Origin of the sequence: Rhizobium johnstonii 3841 (assembly GCF_000009265.1) — a bacterium.
GTDB classification, from domain to species: domain Bacteria; phylum Pseudomonadota; class Alphaproteobacteria; order Rhizobiales; family Rhizobiaceae; genus Rhizobium; species Rhizobium acaciae.
Genome location: NC_008380.1, coordinates 855,063 through 873,128, shown reverse-complemented (window position 1 = coordinate 873,128; position 18,066 = coordinate 855,063). Strand labels below are relative to the sequence as shown.

Here is an 18,066-nt window from a genome sequence, read left to right as displayed (position 1 = left end):
CTGGGGAGGCGAGTTCGCTAATCCTGAACCGTTTTTGCTGCGATGACCAAAAGGACTTTATCTGCTCCGGCTTCTTGTTAAAACCCTCGTGGTCAAGAGGATTATCGTCCTTCGTCGGCGGCTCCTGCGAACCGTCGAGCTGCTGTCCTGTGACGAGACTGGTTCAGTTCAACCCAGAGCTCCTTCGGAGCACGCCGCCGTATCGGCCTCCTATCATCGCGGGGCTCATCAAGACGCGAACCATACCATCTGATTGTTCCGAGACTCTGGTCAGCCCATGGACGATCAGCAGGCGCTGCCAATCTTCTTGAACTTTCACCACATACTATGACCAGACACGGCGAACCCACTGAAAGGCGCTGATGACTTCTTTCAGCCTCTCATTCCAGGATGCCCCGATCCGGCGTGTTGACGATCTCCCAACAAACAATGATGTGCAGCCGCAGGCGCAGGCGGCTATGATGCCAGCCGCACTCAAGAGCTTTACAAACCGACGGCAGCGAGTGAGGCTTTGAACGCCTGCCGAGCCATTCGAGCGAAGGAAATGAAGTGAAGAAGGTGGCTATCGTCCAGTCAAACTATATCCCGTGGAAGGGTTATTTCGATATGATCGCTGCCGTGGATGAGTTTATCCTCTACGACGACATGCAATATACGCGACGTGATTGGCGCAATCGCAATCAGATCAAGACGCCTCAGGGGATTCAATGGCTCACAGTCCCCGTTCAGGTAAAGGGAAAGTACCACCAGAAAATCCGAGAAACTGAGATAGAAGGCACCGAATGGGCGAGCGCCCATTGGAAGAGCCTGATCCAGAACTATCGTCGTGCTGCACACTTTGAGGAAATCGCTGTGTGGCTGGAGCCCCTTTACCTGAATGAACCGCCAAGTCACCTTTCGCCGCTCAATCGCCGATTCATTGCAGCAATCTGCAATTATCTCTCAATCGAAACTGTAATTTCCCATTCATGGGACTACACGTTAGTGGAAGGAAAGACAGAGCGTCTGGCTGCGCTTTGTGCTCAAGCGGGTGGCACAGAGTACGTATCTGGCCCCGCGGCAAAAGACTATGTAGATGAAGAAGTCTTTAAAGAACGAGGAATTAGGCTTACCTGGTTCGACTATGCCGGCTATCCTAAATACCCCCAGCTCTGGGGTGAATTCGTTCATGGAGTGACGATCCTCGATCTTCTCTTTAATTGTGGTAGGGACTCGCGAAATCACATGAGATACCTGAAATGAAACTTTTACAGCGCCAAATTTCTGGTCCGCTAGTGAATTGCGCTTGTGAGAGTGGCGGAAATGATTGGGCACCGCTGGAGGTGTTTCGGTGTTTCGACACTCTTGCCAACTCCCGGGAACAAGGAACGAAGGGTGGATGATCGGCGCTCTCTCTGAAGCCCGGGGGTTGCAATGTAAATAGCGTGGGGCAGTGTTGATCCTGGGAGAGGCATCATGAGTTGACTAACACTTGAACCTTTGGCGTGGGTCTCCGGTGCCGCACCACCCTTTGGAGCATTGGTGCGCGTGTGCAGAAAGAAGAAAGCGTACCGGATACTGGCGCCAATTCGCCACATTTTTAAGGCTTGCGCGTGGTAACAAAATTGCGTTATTGCGGTCCGCTAGCAAGCAATGCGGGGGACTTCGCTTGACTGAACATATTTCTACGTGTCCCGCATGTGGATCAGCAGATTGTAGAAATCTACCTATTCCGCATGCAGCCCGCTCGATGGTTAGCGACGGCAAGGTGGTATCGAATCCTCTTAAGCGCTGTTCTTGTAACAACTGCGGCCATGGCTTCCACACCCAGAATTTTTCAGAAGAGCAAATAAAAGAGATTTATAGCGCCGACTACTCGATCGGCCTGCGAGACGCGGTGGCGGAGGCTGCGCGCTCCGCCGAATATAGCCGACAGATAGAAGCTTTCTTGACGCATCATCTGGGGAATGAAGCCAATTTTTCCAAGATCATAGAGTTTGGATGCGGCAGCGGTACGTTGCTCGGTCATCTGACCAATAGGCTTGGCGCTCAAATTTCAACCGGAGTGGAGCCTAGTTCCCGGATAGCCGCGAATGCGCGTTCAAACGTGGGAGGTCGAATTTCCATCCACGAGGGTTTTGCTGAGCAGTTCGAGGCCTCCCGCCCCGGCTACAATCTTTGCCTGTCCGTTAACGTGATCGAGCACACACGTAATCCCCTCGGTTTTCTGCAAGCATGCCGACGCGTCATTGATAAAACAGGGAATATTGTCGTCATTTGTCCGGATGGAGAAATCGTGGGGTCGGAGTTGCTCTTTTACGATCATATATCCAACTTTACGTCCGCATCCTTGGCAATGATTGTAGCGGGTGCAAACCTGCGGATGGTTGCGAACTCCCCCTTAACGGGCAGCCTGCAGGGATTTAGGATTTACCTGTTGCAGTTCGGCGACGCTGACCTCGACAATCAGACCCGCGGCTTCGCCTTTCTTTCTCAGGAGCGCGCAGAGTATGTGAACACCTGGAGCAAGATACGAGACGCGACCAACCGGGTGCTTAAGGGCCGGAAGTATGGCATCTTCGGCACGGGTGAGTATTCGGATCTTCTTCACGCCTATAGCCCGTCCGTGATCGAAAACGCAGAGTTTTTTGTTAGGGATCAACCGGTAGAGGCGGATTTCTATGGTAAACCTGTTGTATCGGTCAAAGACTTCTTGAGCTTTCCGAGAATGCCCCTGATCGCGGCTGTGCATGAGCGAAGCTGGTCGCTTATCCGAGATCGTTTTGGATCGGAGGATGTTCCGATCTTTCATTCTCTTGAAATTGCAAGGCAGGATGCCATCCTATGACGGAAATTTCTCGCTACGGCGTTATTGCGACAACCGAAGCAAACGACATTTACGACATCCTCGCGGAGGAGGTCAGGCTACTGGGATACACTACGCTAGATTCCGGATTGGCCGGGGCTCAGCTCGATGAACTCTCGCAGTTTTTCAATAGAGCGGAGTTAGAATACGATACCGAGGCAACAGACCGAGGTTATGATCTTAGCAAGATTAATGAGCGTGATACGATTCGCCTCCTTCCGATGCTGTGCCCCAATTTCTGGGAGGTCGTTTTCAATGGGCCACTTCATGCGTTATTGTCGCGGCTCCTCGGCGGTTACTTCATCCTGAACCAGGTGAACGGCCTGATAAACCGCGGCCACCAAAGCAAATACCACCAAGCCCAGTATCACAGAGATCTTCCGTATCAGCATTTCACTAGCTCTCGGCCGCTCGCTATCAATGCACTCTTTGCACTAGACGACTTCACTATCGAAAATGGCTCCACGCGCGTGATCCCTGGAACCCATCATCGTGAAGCGTTTCCACCTGACGAAGTTGTTCGGCGTTTGGAGACCCACGTCACCGTCAAACGGGGGACGTTCATTGTCTTGGACTGCATGGTTTACCACGCCGGCGGCACCAATAAGACCGATAAAAATCGTCGCGCCATCAATCACGTCTTCACGATTCCCATGCTGCGTCAGCAGTTCCATATTCCTTCTGTGCTAGGTGAAGCTCCAGATTTTACAGACCAGCAAAAGAAAATACTGGGCTATGGCCTGGAAGAATTTCGTTCAGTTGGCGACTGGTTCAAGTCTCGGTTGCCGAAAGTCAAATGAGTTCCATGACACGCAAGTTATCCATTGTTACAACCCTATACAGGTCAATGGACACAATCGATGAGTTCATCCAACGTGCCTTGGCCGCGGGAGAGGCGGTGTCGGATGATATTGAAATCGTGATTGTCGATGATGGCAGTCCGGACGGTTCGGTGAACATCGTGCGAAATTGGGTTGAGCGCGACGCTCGGATCTCGCTATTATGCTTGAGCAGAAATTTCGGGCATCATAAAGCGATGCTCGCGGGTTTGGAGCATGCTCAAGGCGACCTAATATTCCTGATTGACAGCGATCTCGAGGAGCCTCCCGAGTTGCTTTCGGAAATGGCGCAGGTTTTGCGGGGAAAAGCTGTTGATTGTCTCTACGGGCTGCAGGAACGTCGGAAAGGCGGCCGGATGGAGCGGATATCGGGGCACCTTTTTTATTGGCTTTTCTCCGCGTTAAGCGAGGTACGCATACCCCAGAACGTATCAACGATGCGATTGATGACCCGTCGCTATGTATCCGCTCTACTTAAATTTCGCGACAAAAACCCAGTCTTCGTTCCACTAAGCATTCTTGTTGGCTATCCCCAGGCGTCGTTCCCTTTTGTCAAAGCCAGCTCCTCGGATACGACCTACTCGCTAGGAAGGCGGATTGCTCTGACTGCCCTTGCTATCACGACGTTTTCGGCCAAGCCATTGATATTAATGCTGTGCTTTAGCTTGATGATGGCTTTCTTAGGTATCGTCTACGGCGGGTTTGTTGTGGTGCGCGCGCTGACCGGACCGGTCCAAGACGGATGGGCGTCACTCATGGCCGTCGTGGTCTTTTTCTTCAGCTTGAATGCTGTTTTTACCGGGCTGATGGGCCTTTATGTCAAACAGATCCTGGAGGAGGTGAAGGATAGACCCCGCTCAATCATTCAAGATATCTATTCTAAAAGGAATTCCTCAGAGAGTTAGCCGATCTATTCCGAAAAATACTCACGCGCTTTACAAAAGTTGGAGGGGCCTTTCCAACGTCGTCAGCCGTGCGGTATATGCTGTCGCGGGTGTTGGAGTAGATATTGCTGGAATGGCTACGCCGCTAAAACATCAGCGCCCTTACACGTGGTGGGACATTCATGGTTGAATCGAGTGATGACATCCTGAAGGATGTGGCGAACTATTATTCGGGACGAATCGCTGAACATGGCCAAACTGCAGCAGGTGTTGACTGGAACAGCCAAGCTGGCCAAATCATGCGCTTCAATCAACTTCTCAAGGTGGTTGATTCTTCGCAACCATATTCTATCGCCGATATAGGATGCGGATATGGGGCGTTGCTTGACCACCTCTCGCAGTTGGGACACGCCACTCGGTATATAGGTGTCGACATTGCTCTGCCGATGATTGAAGCCGCCCGTTCGCGTATCGCCGCGTCGCCGGACGTGACTTTTAGGTTGGCTAACTCGCCAGGTGAGATCGTCGATTATTCCGTAGCGTCGGGAATTTTCAATGTGCGGCTTGGTCGGACGGACGAGGAGTGGCTTGCGTATCTGGTGGAAACACTGGACATGATGAACATATCCAGTCGGACAGGTTTTTCTTTCAATTGTCTAACATCCTATTCTGATGCAGACCGGATGCGGGGTGATCTTTTCTACGCCAACCCGCTGGACTTATTCGATCTTTGCAAACGGCGCTATTCACGGCGGGTAGCTTTGTTGCATGACTATGAGCTATACGAGTTTACGATGATCGTGAGGAAGTAGCTATGACGCGGAAGCTCATCATTTTTGGGGCCGGCGATATCGCCCAACTCGCGCATTACTATTTCCAAAATGACAGCGATTATGATGTGGTCGCGTTCACTGTGGACGAAGCCTATTTAACTAATCGAGAGTTTTGTGGCCTGCCGGTCGTTGCCTTCGAAAACGTCGCTGATCTCTATCCACCGGCCGACCATGCCCTTTTCGTCGCACTCAGCTACTCCAAGCTGAACCAAATCCGCAAGGAGAAATTCGAGGCCGGGCTGGCTCTCGGTTACGATCTTGCAAGCTATATCAGTTCTAGCGCAACAGTCCTCAACGGGCATTCCTTCGGGCGTAATTGTTTTATTCTTGAAGACAATACGATCCAACCATTTTCGCATATCGGCGATAATGTCACGTTGTGGAGCGGTAACCACATAGGTCATCATTCGGATATCGGAAGTCACACGTTCATATCCTCCCATGTTGTGGTGTCCGGTGGTGTCAGGATCGGCGAGCAATGTTTCATAGGGGTCAATGCCACGCTTCGTGATCACGTTAGTATCGGGGCAAAGTGCGTTATCGGTGCCGCAGCACTCATACTGTCCGATGCCGAGGCTGATGGAGTTTACGTAGCTAGCGCCTCTGAACGCTCGCGTGTTCCCAGCTCAAAACTGCGCAAGATATGACCGGCACATGGGTTAAAACCGACCTGCTCTTCAAACCGTCCGGTTTGCACCCGAAGCTGAGGAGTCACGCTGCCAACCCGCTCGCACTCCACCTTGAAGGTGACACATACAGGGTGTTTTTTAGCGGGCGCGACAGCGAGAATCGTTCCTCTGTGGGCGCCGTTGATATTAATCTCTTGACGCGAGAAGTCGTTCACGAACACAAGCAGCCCTTTCTGGTACACGGTGCTGGCGGCAGTTTCTTTGAAGCGGGTATCAGCATCGGTAACTGCTATTATGCGGGAGTGCAGCGCTATATGCTATTCATGGGATGGCAGAGGCCTCCGGGAGGGCACTGGCGTGGCGATATAGGCCGTATAAAGGTTCGACCCGATCTGACGCTTGAGCTGGACGCCGACGTAGCGTTCATGGCTTCGGATGAGGAAGATTCAGTCAGTCTTTCCTATCCATGGGTTGAAAAGACGGATAGTGAAAAGTTCAGGATGTGGTATGGGTCCACCGTAACCTGGGACGCGGGCAACGGTGAAATGCTCCATGTTATCAAGTCCGCAAGTTCAAGGGATGGCCATATATGGCACAAGGAAGGTGTGGCAATTCCCTATGAAATTGGTAGGGCGCAAGCCTTCTCCAGGCCCACGGTTCTCATTGATGCGGCGTGTGGTTACCGGATGTGGTTTTCTTATCGCAGCGGTCAGGGCGAAGCCTATCGGATCGGGTATTCTGAAAGCCGGGACGGAATCGCGTGGATCTTGAAATTGGACCAGGTGGGTATAGACGTTTCCGAAAACGGCTGGGATAGCGCGATGATCGAGTACCCTTACGTGTTTCGGCACGAGGACAATACCTATATGCTATACAATGGCGATGGCTACGGTAAAACGGGTTTTGGCTTGGCTGTTCTGGACGACAATAAGGTGGAGAGATCTGATTCTGTCTAGAAATAGTATGTTGCAGCTGGCCCGTTTTGGATTTATCGGCTTATTGACCAACGGCTTCGGATATATCCTTTACCTCATTGTCACCTTTTCTGGGGTTCCGCCAAAGTTGGCGATGACTATACTTTATTTGGTCGGAGTTTTGATGAGCTTTGCCGCCAATCGGCGCTGGGTTTTTATTCAGGCTGCGGAGCAGCAGGGGGCCCTAGTCCGATATGGAATCATCTATGGCATTGGTTACGCGCTGAACTACAGCATCCTCTACGTGTTCGTGGATAGGCTCCATTATGCGCACTTCTATGTGCAAGCATTTGGTATAGTTGCTGTGGCCGCATTCGTATATCTGGCGTCCAACATTTATGCCTTCCCGTCCACTAGCAAGAGAAAACAAAACCCGTGAGCTCCCGTTGTTTGGGTTGTGGAACTAAATTCGACAGCGAAGCCGGCAGGCCTCGTTGCCCCGCTTGCCGCTGGGAGCCTGAAGAAATAGGCGGAATAGCAGCTTACGCTCCACAGTTTGCTAACCAAGGAGGTGGATTTGAGGCTTCCTATTTCAAAGTTCTGTCGGAATTAGAGGCCACAAATTTCTGGTTCCGGTCCCGAAACGATCTTATCCTATGGGCTTTACGCAAGTACCATCCCAAATTCCGCTCTTTTCTGGAAATTGGCTGTGGAACGGGTTTTGTTCTTTCCGGCGTCACCGGAAAATATCCTGAAGCTGAGATTTTCGGAAGCGAGATATTTATCGAGGGTCTGCGATTCGCTTCTCAGAGATTGCCTAATGCACGGCTCATGCAAATGGATGCCCGGGCAATTCCATTCGCGGAGGAATTTGAAGCCATCGGCGCATTTGATGTTCTTGAGCACATCGAGGAAGATGAAACCGTCCTGCAGCAAATGCACGCCGCGCTGAAGCCTAAAGGTACGCTGCTGGTGACTGTTCCGCAACATCCATGGCTGTGGAGTCCCCTTGACGATTACGCTCACCATTGCCGTCGGTACACGGCCAACGAATTGAGCAGGAAAGTTACTGCCGCGGGCTTCACCATCCTTCGCAACACCTCCTTCGTCTCGTTCCTGCTGCCGGCGATGCTAGCTTCGCGTTTGCTAAGCCGAAATAAATCGGTTGACGAGATCGACGTTCGAACCGAGATGCAACTTCCAAGCCTGCTCAATAACGCTTTCAGATGGATATTGCGTGCGGAAAGCGCTCTCATCGGAACTGGTTTCGATTTCCCTTTGGGTGGTTCGCGACTGCTCGTCGCCAGAAAGATGTGAGGCTGATGTTGTCCCTTTTCATTTTGTCGAGTGGAAGGGCATTCATCTAACGGACACCGATCGCGGCGACGATATCGTGTGGGGAGACATGAATGAAAGCGATTGTTCTTGCTGGCGGCGCGGGGTCGCGACTGTATCCTCTGACGCAAGTCTCCAGTAAGCAGCTCCAGGCTGTTTTCGACAAACCTATGATCTATTACCCTCTGACCGTTCTGATTGCGTCAGGGGTCAGAGAATTCTGCCTCATTGCGACGCCGCATGACTTGCCTCGGTATCAGAATTTGCTTGGGGATGGCAATCAATGGGGAGTGGCAATCCAGTATCGCGAGCAGCCGAGACCCGAAGGGATTGCACAGGCATTTTTGATTGCGGCGGATTTTGTTGGCTCCGATGACGTGATCCTGATGCTGGGCGACAATATCTTTTCCGGTGGGGACGATTTCCCCCGGGCAGTCTCCAGCTTTACGGGTGGCGCAACAATTTTCGCTTACCATGTCAAGGACCCAGAGCGCTATGGCGTGGTGGAGTTCGACCGGAACGGAAAGGCAATCTCCATTGAAGAAAAGCCCCAGCACCCCAAAAGCAACTACGCCGTGCCTGGCGTGTATGTCTACGACAACAGCGTGTTGGGCATTGCAAAGGCAGTGAAGCCGTCCATCCGGGGGGAACTGGAAATCACGGACATCAATCTGGAATACCTGAGGCTGGGCAAGCTGCAGGTGCGGCGCTTGAGCCGCGGCTTTGCCTGGCTTGACGCCGGTACCAGTACTGCGCTGCACGAGGCGTCTAGCTATATCGAAGCGATCGAACGAAGACAGGGCGTAAAAATTGGTTGCCCGGAAGAGGCTGCCCTCGTAAGAGGCTTCCTCAGTATTGAGCAATTCGAAGGCCTGATAACTCGCATGCCAAAATGCGAATACAGCGAATACCTGCACAGTGTCTCCGAGGAATGGCACAGACTTCAAGGGGGAAGCAGTGAGCAATAAAATAGAATTCAACCGTCCTTTCATGACAGGGAAGGAACTCTATTACATTGCTGAAGCAAAGTTTGGAAACATGCTTGCCGGAGACGGCCCATTTACCAAAAGATGTCATGAGTGGCTTGAGCAAACAAGCGGCTGCAACAAGTCGCTACTAACTCACTCATGCACTGCGGCGCTCGAAATGGCGGCTCTGCTTCTCGACATTCAGCCGGGTGACGAGATCATAATGCCATCATACACTTTCGTCTCGACTGCAAACGCCTTCGTCCTGCGCGGCGGAGTCCCGGTATTCGTCGACATCCGTGAAGACACTCTGAATCTAGATGAAAGCTTGATTGAAGCGGCGATCACCCCGCGCACTCGCGCTATAGTCCCAGTTCACTACGCGGGCGTTGCATGCGAAATGGACACCATTATGCGCATCGCCAAACAACACGGTCTCAAGGTCGTAGAGGACGCGGCACAGGGCGTGATGGCCGCATATAAGGGGCGCCCGATCGGCAGCATCGGCGATCTCGCGGCATACAGTTTTCACGAGACCAAGAATGTCATTTCTGGCGAAGGCGGAGCGCTATTGGTCAATGATCCTGCGCTGGCTCTGCGGGCCGAAGTCATCCGTGAAAAAGGCACTGATCGCAGTCGTTTCTTCCGGGGTGAAGTTGACAAGTACACTTGGCAGGAAGTGGGCTCGTCCTTCCTGCCGGGGGAGTTGATCGCGGCCTTCTTGTGGGCGCAACTCGAAGAGTCAGAGCGCATTACAAAAGACCGTCTGGCGATCTGGCATTATTATCACGCGATCCTTGAGCCGCTCGAAACGGAGGGGCTGCTCCGTCGCCCTATCGTGCCTGATGATTGCCAGCATAATGCCCACATGTACTATGTACTGCTGCCGGAAGAGAGAGACCGTCAAAAGGTACTAGGTGAGCTGAAAAGCAACGGCATTTCGTCAGTCTTCCATTACGTCCCTCTTCATTCCTCGCCCGCAGGAAGACGATATGCGCGGATGTCAGGCGAGTTGCCGGTAACGACTTCGCAGTCAGAGCGTCTGATACGCTTGCCCTTGTGGGTAGGCCTGACGTTCGAGCAGCAGAACCGCGTTGCGGCAGTTCTGGCTGACGCGCTGGAAGGATGGGCGGCGTAGTTTGTCATCCGCGCCTAACCTCAGCCCAAAATTCCGCGAACGAGCGGCTGTTCCTTATAGAGGCTGGATACGCAAGCTGCCATCCGCTGAATTTCCAAGGTTGTTGTGATCTGAACCCTTCAAACTGGACCAGTATTGGTTAGAGTTTTCCGGTGCATTTTCCTGGCTGGGAAAGGAACGGAAGACGATGAAGGCATCGCAGTTTTCGGACGCTCAGAAAGCGCTTGTTCTGAAGCAGGGTGACGAAGGTGTGCCGGTGGCGGAGATCTGCCGGAGGGCGGGAATCAGCCAGGCGACCTACTTCAATTGGAAGAAATATGCCGGCATGTTGCCGCCGGAGATGAAGAAGCTGAGGCAACTCGAGGACGAGAACGCACGGCTGAAGAAGATCGTCGCGGACCTAACACTCGACCGTGAGATGCTGCAGGACGTCATTCGCCGAAAGCTCTAAGGCCTGCTCGCAAGCGGGAGGTGGTGAAGGGCATGTGCCGCGATTGGGCGATCTCGATCCGGCGTGCCTGTGGGGCGCTGAACTTCGATCGTTCAAGCTACCACTACACCTCTCGCCGTGCCGATCAGGCCGGCCTGGAACGTCGTATTCGCGAGATCTGCGAAACCCGAGTGCGCTACGGCTATCGTCGCGTGCATGTGCTCTTAGAGCGTGAGGGTTGGGGCACCAACATCAAGCGAACCTATAAGATTTACAGGGACTTGGGCCTTCAACTGCGGAACAAAACGCCAAAGCGCCGGGTCAAAGCCAAACTGCGGGAGGATCGGCGAATGGCGGTTGGACCGAATGATGTCTGGGCCATGGACTTCGTTCACGACCAGCTGGCGACCGGAAAGAAGTTGCGGGTTCTGACGGTGATCGACACCTTCTCGCGCTATGTGCCGGTGCTTGATCCGCGTCACAGCTATCGCGGTGAAGACGTCGTGCAAACCTTGGAACGGATATGCCGGCAGGTCGGTTATCCGAAGACGATCCGTGTCGATCAGGGCACGGAATTCGTGTCACGCGATCTCGATCTTTGGGCCTATGCCAAGGGTGTGACCTTGGACTTCTCACGTCCAGGCAAGCCGACGGACAATGCCTTCATCGAAGCATTCAACGGCCGCTTCCGAGCCGAATGTCTGAACCAGCATTGGTTCCTGACCCTTGCGGATGCCCGCGAAAAGATGGAGGATTGGCGCAGAGACTACAATGAGGTTCGGCCACATGGTGCCATCGGCAATAAGGTGCCAATCTTACTGATGAATCCGGGAGGCGCAACCAGCCCACCTCCCTGAACGAAGCCGGAAAACTCCAGCCTCCGGTGGTCCAGAATCCTGGGGCGGTTCAGTTGTGCCGAGGCTCTAATCGTCGCCGGATGAAAATTTCAGTGGCAGGTCAGAGGCGATCGAATTCTAGCCATAGCCGAGGAACTTTCAGCTCCCACACTCATTGGTGATTGGATCGGCATGCCCGCCAGCGATGATTATTCTATCGCCCACAACATAAATCGATTGTTCATGTCTTGGTCGCCAGCTGTCAGATAAACGCAATCGCGTCCAATCAATGCCATCGTCCGTGAACCAAATTCCGCCGACGTTAAGGGCTTCTTTACTCCAGCCACCAATCACCCACATGCGATCTCGATATTCTGCGCCCGAGAACCAGATCCGTCCGCTCCACGGTGCGTTGGAAACTTTTTTCTAATTGATACCATCTTCAGAGTTCCAGACGTCGTTCAAGGCAATGTAGTCTGGGTGATATGACCCGCCGCCAAGAACCCATAGTTTTCCGTGATAAGCGACGGCCGTGTGATATGCACGCGGCTGCCATGCCGCGTGTTCTGTCACCTTGGTCCAATTGATGCCATCGCTGGAGCTCCACACGTCGTTCTTAAGTGTCTGCTTGCCATCAACCCACTCAAGCCCCCCGAGAATCCACAGCTTACCATTTAGCATCACAATCGGCGTGGCTGTTCTTGGGCTCCAGGAAGCCGCTACTTGGACCTTGTTCCAGCGAATTCCGTCATCGGAGTTCCACACGGCATTGGTGGCAGGATGCTCCGGGTCCGAAAGTGTGGTCCACCGAGTACCCACATTCGGTCCTTTTGAACACGATCGTCATCGGCAGGTCGGTATAATGGAAAGGTAGCTCCGACTGGACTAGATCCCACTTGATGCCATCCGTCGAGTTCCAGACATTTCCAGCCGCCCAGAAGCCAAAGCTTGTCATGATACACGAATTCTCCAGCCGAATCGCGCGGTTGCCAACCAGCGACGGCTATCAGCTTCAGACTCGGTGCCGGGAACCCCGGTGCCCCGCTATAAATCCACCCGAGAATAAGACAAAGAACGACCAGCGGAAATACGCGGAAAAACAAAAGCCGGTTGACGTTTAAATTCATGATTTCATCCAGAACCACTCGTGGAGAGCAGGCGTTTATGACCGCACAAGTACCTTCATTCGCACAATCGCCGATCGTCACAACTTCAAGGCCGCCAGCAACGGGGCGGACCAATGCGACGCTCTTGTGTTAATGGTTGTTTCTGTGGATCAGCCACTTTGAGTTTCATCACCGGCCTAAATCCCCACGGCGACGAAGAGCCGAGCTAAATTCTGATGACCTCAATTGCCGGAAAAAATGGTGTCGTTCAATCCCCTTCCCTCATCTCCTCCACAAATCGCCGTCATCCGCTCCGCCGAAGCATGCTCGATCTCCCCCGCAGGGTTTACCAGGAGGTCCGATTGGGTTCACGCAAAAAAGAAATCCCCCGAGTCTAGGCTCGTCAAGGCTACGTTCCTCAACACTATGGTGTTGTCGATATCGGCTGTAACGACTGTATCGTTGCCATACTGACTGGATGCGGCAAAAAGCGATTCCCAGTCGGCGAAAATGCTGTGGTCGATCCTGATCGTGTCATGTGCGGAGCCGGTTGCCACGAAGTTTGTGATCGTATCGTGGCCCCAGTTCAGCGAATAAATGAAGACGTCGGCTGCCGCTCCACCAGTGAGGGTATCGTCGCCGGCGCCACCCGTCAGCGCATTAAAACCACTGCCGCCGACGATCACGTTGTTAAGCGCATTCCCTTCTCCGGCAAACGGCCCAGTTCCGATATAGGTGAGGTTCTCGACATTGGCGGCAAGCGTATAGCTCGCCAGGTTCGCGCGAACCGTGTCGGTCCCCTCATTCGCAACTTCGGTGACGATGTCGCCGGCATTGTCGACGATATAAGTGTCGTTGCCCGCACCGCCGATCAAGCTATCCGCGCCTGTCCCGCCATTCAGCACATCATTGCCGGCGCCGCCGGTGATCGTGTTGGCGAGCGCATTGCCGGCGCCAGTGAAGCTGGCGGATCCCGTATAGGTCAGGTTCTCGACATTGTTGCCGAGCGTATAGCTGACAAGCGCCGTCCGGACCGTGTCCGTCCCTTCGTTCGCGTTCTCAAACACGATGTCAGTCGCAATATCGACCACATAGATGTCGTCACCCGTCCCACCCAACATCGTGTCGGCACCAGCCCCGCCGATCAAAGTGTCGTTGCCCGCAGCCCCCATGAGCTTGTCGGCAGCAACACCACCTATGATAATGTTGTCGAGCAGATTGCCCGCCCCGGTAAAGGCTGCCGTTCCGATGTAGGTGAGGTTCTCGACATTGGCCGCCAATGTGTGGGCACTCAGGTTCGTCCGAACCGTGTCGATCCCTTCATTGGCGGCCTCAGTGACGACGTCGCCGGCATTGTCGACGATATAGATGTCATTGCCCTCACCGCCGATCAAACGATCGGCCCCTGCCCCGCCATTCAGCGTATCGTTGCCGACACCGCCGGACAGCGTATCGATCGCAGCGCCACCGGTGATCACGTTGTCAAGATCATTGCCTGTTCCGGTAAAGGCTGCCGTGCCGATATTGGTGAGGTTCTCGACATCGCTGCCAAGCGTATAGCTTGCCAATGTCGTGCGAACCGTGTCGGTCCCGGCGTCGGCAGCTTCGGTGACGAGGTCGCCGATATTGTCGACTATATAGGTGTCGTCGCCAGCACCACCGATCAAGGTATCCGCACCGCCCCCGCCATTCAGCGTGTCGTTGCCGATACCGCCGGTGATGATGTTGGCCAGCGCATTGCCCGTGCCGATGAAGCTGGCGGATCCCGTGTAGGTCAGGTTCTCGACATTGATCAGTGCGGCGATCGAGTAGGCTGCGAGCGCCGTGCGGATTTCGTCGGTGCCGGCGCTGACTGCCTCGTTGATTACGTCGGTCGCACTGTCGACCACATAGATGTCGTCGCCCGTCCCGCCCGACATCGTGTCGGAACCGCCCCCGCCGATCAATGTGTCGTTGCCGGCGCCGCCGATCAGCGTGTCATTGCCGGTGCCGCCATCCAGCGTGTCATTGCCGACGCCGCCGGTGATCGTGTTGGCAAGCGCATTGCCGGTGCCGGTGAAGTTGGCCGATCCCGTATAGAGCAGGTTCTCGACATTCGCCCCCAGTGTGTAGGCGGCCAGCGTCGTGCGAACCGTGTCAATACCCACCTCGGCCGCTTCGGTGACGAGGTCGCCGGCATTGTCGACGATATAGGTGTCGTTGCCCGCACCACCGATCAAGCTGTCCGCACCGGCCCCCCCGTCCAGGATATCGGCACCTGCCGCGCCCCTGATCGTGTTGTCGAGGCTATTGCCCGTCCCGGCGAAGGCTGCTGTTCCGATATAGGCGAGGTTCTCGAGATCGCTGCCAAGCGTATAGCTTGCCAATGTCGTGCGAACCGTGTCGGTCCCGGCGTCGGCAGCTTCGGTGACGAGGTCGCCGATATTGTCGACGATATAGGTGTCGTCGCCCTCACCGCCGATCAAGCTATCCGCACCGGCTCCGCCATCCAGCGTGTCATTGCCGGCGCCACCAGTGATCGTGTTGGCGAACGCATTGCCGGTGCCGGTGAAGTTGGCGGACCGGGTGTAGGTCAGGTTCTCGACATTGACCAATGCGGCGATCGAGAAGGCTACCAGCACCGTGCGGATTTCGTCGGTGCCGGCGCTGTCCTTGATCACGTCGCTCGCACTGTCGAGCACATAGATGTCGTTGCCGGCACCGCCGTCAAGCGCGTCATTGCCAGCGCCGCCGTCAAGCGTGTCGTTGCCAGCGCCGCCGTTGATCGTATTCGCGAGACCATTTCCAGTTCCAGCGAAATCGCCGGTGCCGATGAAGGTCAGCTTTTCAACATTATTGGTCAAAGTATAGGAAGAAAGCGTCGTCTTGACCAGATCGGCTCCTTCATTCGGCCTCTCAGTGACGACGTCGGCAAGGTTATCGACAATATAAGTGTCATCGCCCGCTCCGCCGATCAGTATGTCTGCTCCAGCCTTTCCGTCCAGCGTGTCGGCACTTGCCGCACCCCGGATCGTGTTGGCAAGGTCATTGCCTGTCCCGGTAAAGGCAACTGCGCCCATGTAGGTGAGGTTCTCGACATTGCTACCAAGCATATAGCTTGCCAGTGTCGTGCGAACCGTATCGATCCCCTCATTGGCGTTTTCGGTGACGACGTCGGAAGCGTTGTCGACGATGTATGTGTCATTACCCGTCCCGCCGATCAGCCTGTCGGCGCCAGCCCCGCCGTCCAGCGTGTCATCACCGGCACCGCCCGACAAAATATCGATGACCGCGCCACCGGTGATCGTATTGTTGAGGTTGTTGCCAGTGCCGATAAAGGCAATCCGTCCGAAGTTAATGAGGTTCTCGACGTTGGCGCTCAATGTGTAGCTCGCCAGATACGTCTTCACCGTATCTATGCCCTCGTCGGCGTTTTCAATAACGGTGTCGCCGTCACCGTAAACGACGTAAATATCGTAGCCGCCCCCCCCAGCGAGCGAGTCATCTCCCCAGCCACCACTCAGGGTATCGTTTCCTGCCCCACCAGAGAGAGTATCGTCGCCTGTCCCGCCAGTGATTATATTGTCGAGGCTATTCCCGACACCGGTAGAATTGCCACTACCTGTGAAGTATAGGTCCTCGACATTAGCATTGTCCGCCAGCGAATAAGCCGCAAGATCGGTCCGGATCGTGTCAGCGCCGCTGTCGGCCGCCTCGACCACGACATCGCCGAGATCATCGACAATATAGGTATCGTTGCCCGCACCGCCGATCAGCGTGTCGGCGCCGGCCTTCCCATCAAGCCAATCAATACCTGTCCCGCCAGTGATCACATTGGCCGCCGTATTGCCAGTACCGGAGAACCCAAAGGTGCCAATGTAGACCAGGTTTTCTACGTTGGTGCTGAGTGTATAAGAACCCGTCGTCCGGACCGTGTCCGTCCCCTCATCGACATTCTCAATTACAGCATCGTTGGCATCGTCGACGATGTAGACGTCGTTACCCATCCCGCCCGACATCTTGTCGATTCCGGCACCGCCATCGAGTGTGTCATTGCCGGAATCGCCAGTAAGGGTATCGTTTCCGGCATTGCCCCAGAGCGCATTGTCCGCCTCGTTGCCGACAAGCGTATCGTTGCCGGAGCCGGCCCGAACGTTCTCGATCAACGACGCGACATTGTCATGATAAAGAAGGGCGTTGAAAACGTTACCGCGGGCATAGCCATTATTCGGACCTCCGCCCAGGTCGGCCAACTGGCTCTGGGAAAAGACCGAGTAGCCCCCTGCTCGCAAGTCGATCTTGAGGGCGGTGGTATAAGCGCTCAAATCATAGGTATCGATACCGCCGCCGTCCCAGATTGTCGCGAAGATGCGGTTGGCAGCGGGCGTGATGGCCGCAACGCCGTTGACATAAGTGATGCCCTGGTTCGGATTCCACTTGTAGACGGTATCGCCGCTGTTCGTCGTGTAGTCCGCACCATACATTTCCTGCAGGGCGGCGATGTCGAGCATCATGAAGGTTTGTGGCGCGCCATCATGCTCATACTTATAGCCATATAAGTTATCTCCGACAAATGTGCGGTAGGTCATGATGGTATATTCGAGCGAGTCGTAGGCACCCGGAACGACTGTCAGATTGAGATTATACCCTTCCTGAGCATGTTTCAGTCCGAGAGCGTGACCCAGCTCATGCGCCAAGGTATGGCTTGCATAGTTGCCGAACCTCGGAAAGCGAAGATCATCTTCGGTGCCAGCATATTCCGTTCCGAACCAGACATCGCCGCCGTGGCCGCCGATAATTGGGGTATAGGCCCATGCCGTCGGAGGTAGGGACGATTGAGCGAACCGCACCGTTGCGGTACCCGCGCTTCCGGCCACAAAGTTGGCGTTCGTGAACCCCTCGACGGAGAAGCCGTCATTTGCCGCATTCCCATAGGACTCCTCCATAAAGAACAAGGCGAGAGACTGCTGCTGCGACGAAATTGAAGAGAAAGCATAGTCTTTCTCGCCGCTATAAGCATAAGATGTCGCGGTGGTGGGAAACGCATAGGTTATCGTTCCGTCCCAGGCAGTGCCGCTGAAGAGCCCGTCAACTTTCTGATCCCCAGTTAAGCTGACGTCCTTCGTCGAAGTAATAAGATTCGTCATAAAATACCCGTTTGCCTATTCCAGTCGGCCGCGCCTAATGCCAGTTTCCCTCTGCCGCAAATCAGGGGAAAATTCAACTAAAAGCTTTATTTCGCTTCAGGAAAGTTTTTTGACCCTAAGTAACTAACGCTCCTGAAGCGCTTTCTCCGCAACCTCTATCGAAGGCCAGAAGACATATTCCAG

At 54.3% G+C, this 18,066-nt stretch carries 13 protein-coding genes; 12 read left to right on the top strand and 1 reads right to left on the bottom strand.

What is annotated here, in order from left to right:
- Positions 1–549 precede the first annotated feature (549 nt).
- The 12 genes from RL_RS04210 to RL_RS04150 all read left to right on the top strand — a co-directional run bounded on the left by RL_RS04210 (position 550) and on the right by RL_RS04150 (position 11,672).
- Positions 550–1,242 (top strand): WbqC family protein, encoded by a 693-nt coding sequence (locus tag RL_RS04210; RefSeq protein ID WP_011650551.1) that lies wholly within the window; start codon positions 550–552, stop codon positions 1,240–1,242.
- A 487-nt stretch (positions 1,243–1,729) separates the two neighbouring features.
- Positions 1,730–2,827 carry a class I SAM-dependent methyltransferase gene (locus tag RL_RS04205; RefSeq protein WP_017993004.1) on the top strand — a complete coding sequence of 366 codons (1,098 nt, stop codon included), beginning with the start codon at positions 1,730–1,732 and terminating at the stop codon, positions 2,825–2,827.
- Positions 2,824–3,645, top strand: coding sequence for a phytanoyl-CoA dioxygenase family protein (locus tag RL_RS04200; RefSeq protein ID WP_011650549.1), 822 nt, complete (start codon positions 2,824–2,826; stop codon positions 3,643–3,645). Before RL_RS04205 ends, RL_RS04200 begins: the two co-directional genes overlap by 4 nt.
- On the top strand, positions 3,642–4,589 hold the full coding sequence (locus tag RL_RS04195; protein ID WP_011650548.1) for a glycosyltransferase family 2 protein: 948 nt from the start codon (positions 3,642–3,644) through the stop codon (positions 4,587–4,589). The genes RL_RS04200 and RL_RS04195 overlap by 4 nt, the downstream gene beginning before the upstream one ends.
- Positions 4,590–4,750: 161 nt before the next feature.
- Positions 4,751–5,380 (top strand): class I SAM-dependent methyltransferase, encoded by a 630-nt coding sequence (locus RL_RS04190; RefSeq protein WP_017993003.1) that lies wholly within the window; start codon positions 4,751–4,753, stop codon positions 5,378–5,380.
- A gap of 2 nt (positions 5,381–5,382) precedes the next feature.
- Positions 5,383–6,048 (top strand): acetyltransferase, encoded by a 666-nt coding sequence (locus RL_RS04185; RefSeq protein ID WP_011650546.1) that lies wholly within the window; start codon positions 5,383–5,385, stop codon positions 6,046–6,048.
- Positions 6,045–6,986 carry a hypothetical protein gene (locus tag RL_RS04180; RefSeq protein ID WP_011650545.1) on the top strand — a complete coding sequence of 314 codons (942 nt, stop codon included), beginning with the start codon at positions 6,045–6,047 and terminating at the stop codon, positions 6,984–6,986. Before RL_RS04185 ends, RL_RS04180 begins: the two co-directional genes overlap by 4 nt.
- 7 nt (positions 6,987–6,993) lie before the next feature.
- Positions 6,994–7,383, top strand: a complete 390-nt coding sequence (locus RL_RS04175) for a GtrA family protein (protein WP_011650544.1) — start codon at positions 6,994–6,996, stop codon at positions 7,381–7,383.
- Positions 7,380–8,261: a class I SAM-dependent methyltransferase gene (locus tag RL_RS04170; RefSeq protein ID WP_011650543.1), complete on the top strand. Its 882-nt coding sequence runs from the start codon at positions 7,380–7,382 to the stop codon at positions 8,259–8,261. Before RL_RS04175 ends, RL_RS04170 begins: the two co-directional genes overlap by 4 nt.
- Before the next feature lie 92 nt (positions 8,262–8,353).
- Positions 8,354–9,247 carry a glucose-1-phosphate thymidylyltransferase RfbA gene (rfbA, locus tag RL_RS04165; protein WP_011650542.1) on the top strand — a complete coding sequence of 298 codons (894 nt, stop codon included), beginning with the start codon at positions 8,354–8,356 and terminating at the stop codon, positions 9,245–9,247.
- Complete coding sequence (rffA, locus tag RL_RS04160; RefSeq protein WP_086935539.1) at positions 9,237–10,385, top strand: dTDP-4-amino-4,6-dideoxygalactose transaminase; 1,149 nt, start codon at positions 9,237–9,239, stop codon at positions 10,383–10,385. Before rfbA ends, rffA begins: the two co-directional genes overlap by 11 nt.
- 187 nt (positions 10,386–10,572) lie before the next feature.
- Positions 10,573–11,672, top strand: a protein-coding gene (locus tag RL_RS04150; RefSeq protein ID WP_122330847.1) for an IS3-like element ISRle5 family transposase whose coding sequence is annotated in 2 segments (ribosomal slippage) — positions 10,573–10,831 and positions 10,831–11,672 — 1,101 coding nt in all. Because the reading frame shifts where the segments join, the coding sequence is not laid out codon by codon here.
- Between the two features lie 1,453 nt (positions 11,673–13,125).
- Here RL_RS04150 and RL_RS04140 read toward each other — a convergent pair.
- Entirely contained in the window at positions 13,126–17,883 is a 4,758-nt protein-coding gene (locus tag RL_RS04140; RefSeq protein WP_011650538.1) for a M10 family metallopeptidase, read from the bottom strand.
- Between the last annotated feature and the right edge of the window lie 183 nt (positions 17,884–18,066).

What these genes read in the sequence shown, in the direction of transcription:
- RL_RS04205 (WP_017993004.1), top strand. Translation starts at nt 1,730, where the DNA reads ATGGTTAGCGACGGCAAGGTGGTATCGAATCCTCTTAAGCGCTGTTCT.
- RL_RS04200 (WP_011650549.1), top strand. Translation starts at nt 2,824, where the DNA reads ATGACGGAAATTTCTCGCTACGGCGTTATTGCGACAACCGAAGCAAAC.
- rfbA (WP_011650542.1), top strand. Translation starts at nt 8,354, where the DNA reads ATGAAAGCGATTGTTCTTGCTGGCGGCGCGGGGTCGCGACTGTATCCT.
- RL_RS04185 (WP_011650546.1), top strand. Translation starts at nt 5,383, where the DNA reads ATGACGCGGAAGCTCATCATTTTTGGGGCCGGCGATATCGCCCAACTC.
- RL_RS04175 (WP_011650544.1), top strand. Translation starts at nt 6,994, where the DNA reads ATGTTGCAGCTGGCCCGTTTTGGATTTATCGGCTTATTGACCAACGGC.
- RL_RS04190 (WP_017993003.1), top strand. Translation starts at nt 4,751, where the DNA reads ATGGTTGAATCGAGTGATGACATCCTGAAGGATGTGGCGAACTATTAT.
- RL_RS04195 (WP_011650548.1), top strand. Translation starts at nt 3,642, where the DNA reads ATGAGTTCCATGACACGCAAGTTATCCATTGTTACAACCCTATACAGG.
- RL_RS04180 (WP_011650545.1), top strand. Translation starts at nt 6,045, where the DNA reads ATGACCGGCACATGGGTTAAAACCGACCTGCTCTTCAAACCGTCCGGT.
- RL_RS04140 (WP_011650538.1), bottom strand. Translation starts at nt 17,883, where the DNA reads ATGACGAATCTTATTACTTCGACGAAGGACGTCAGCTTAACTGGGGAT.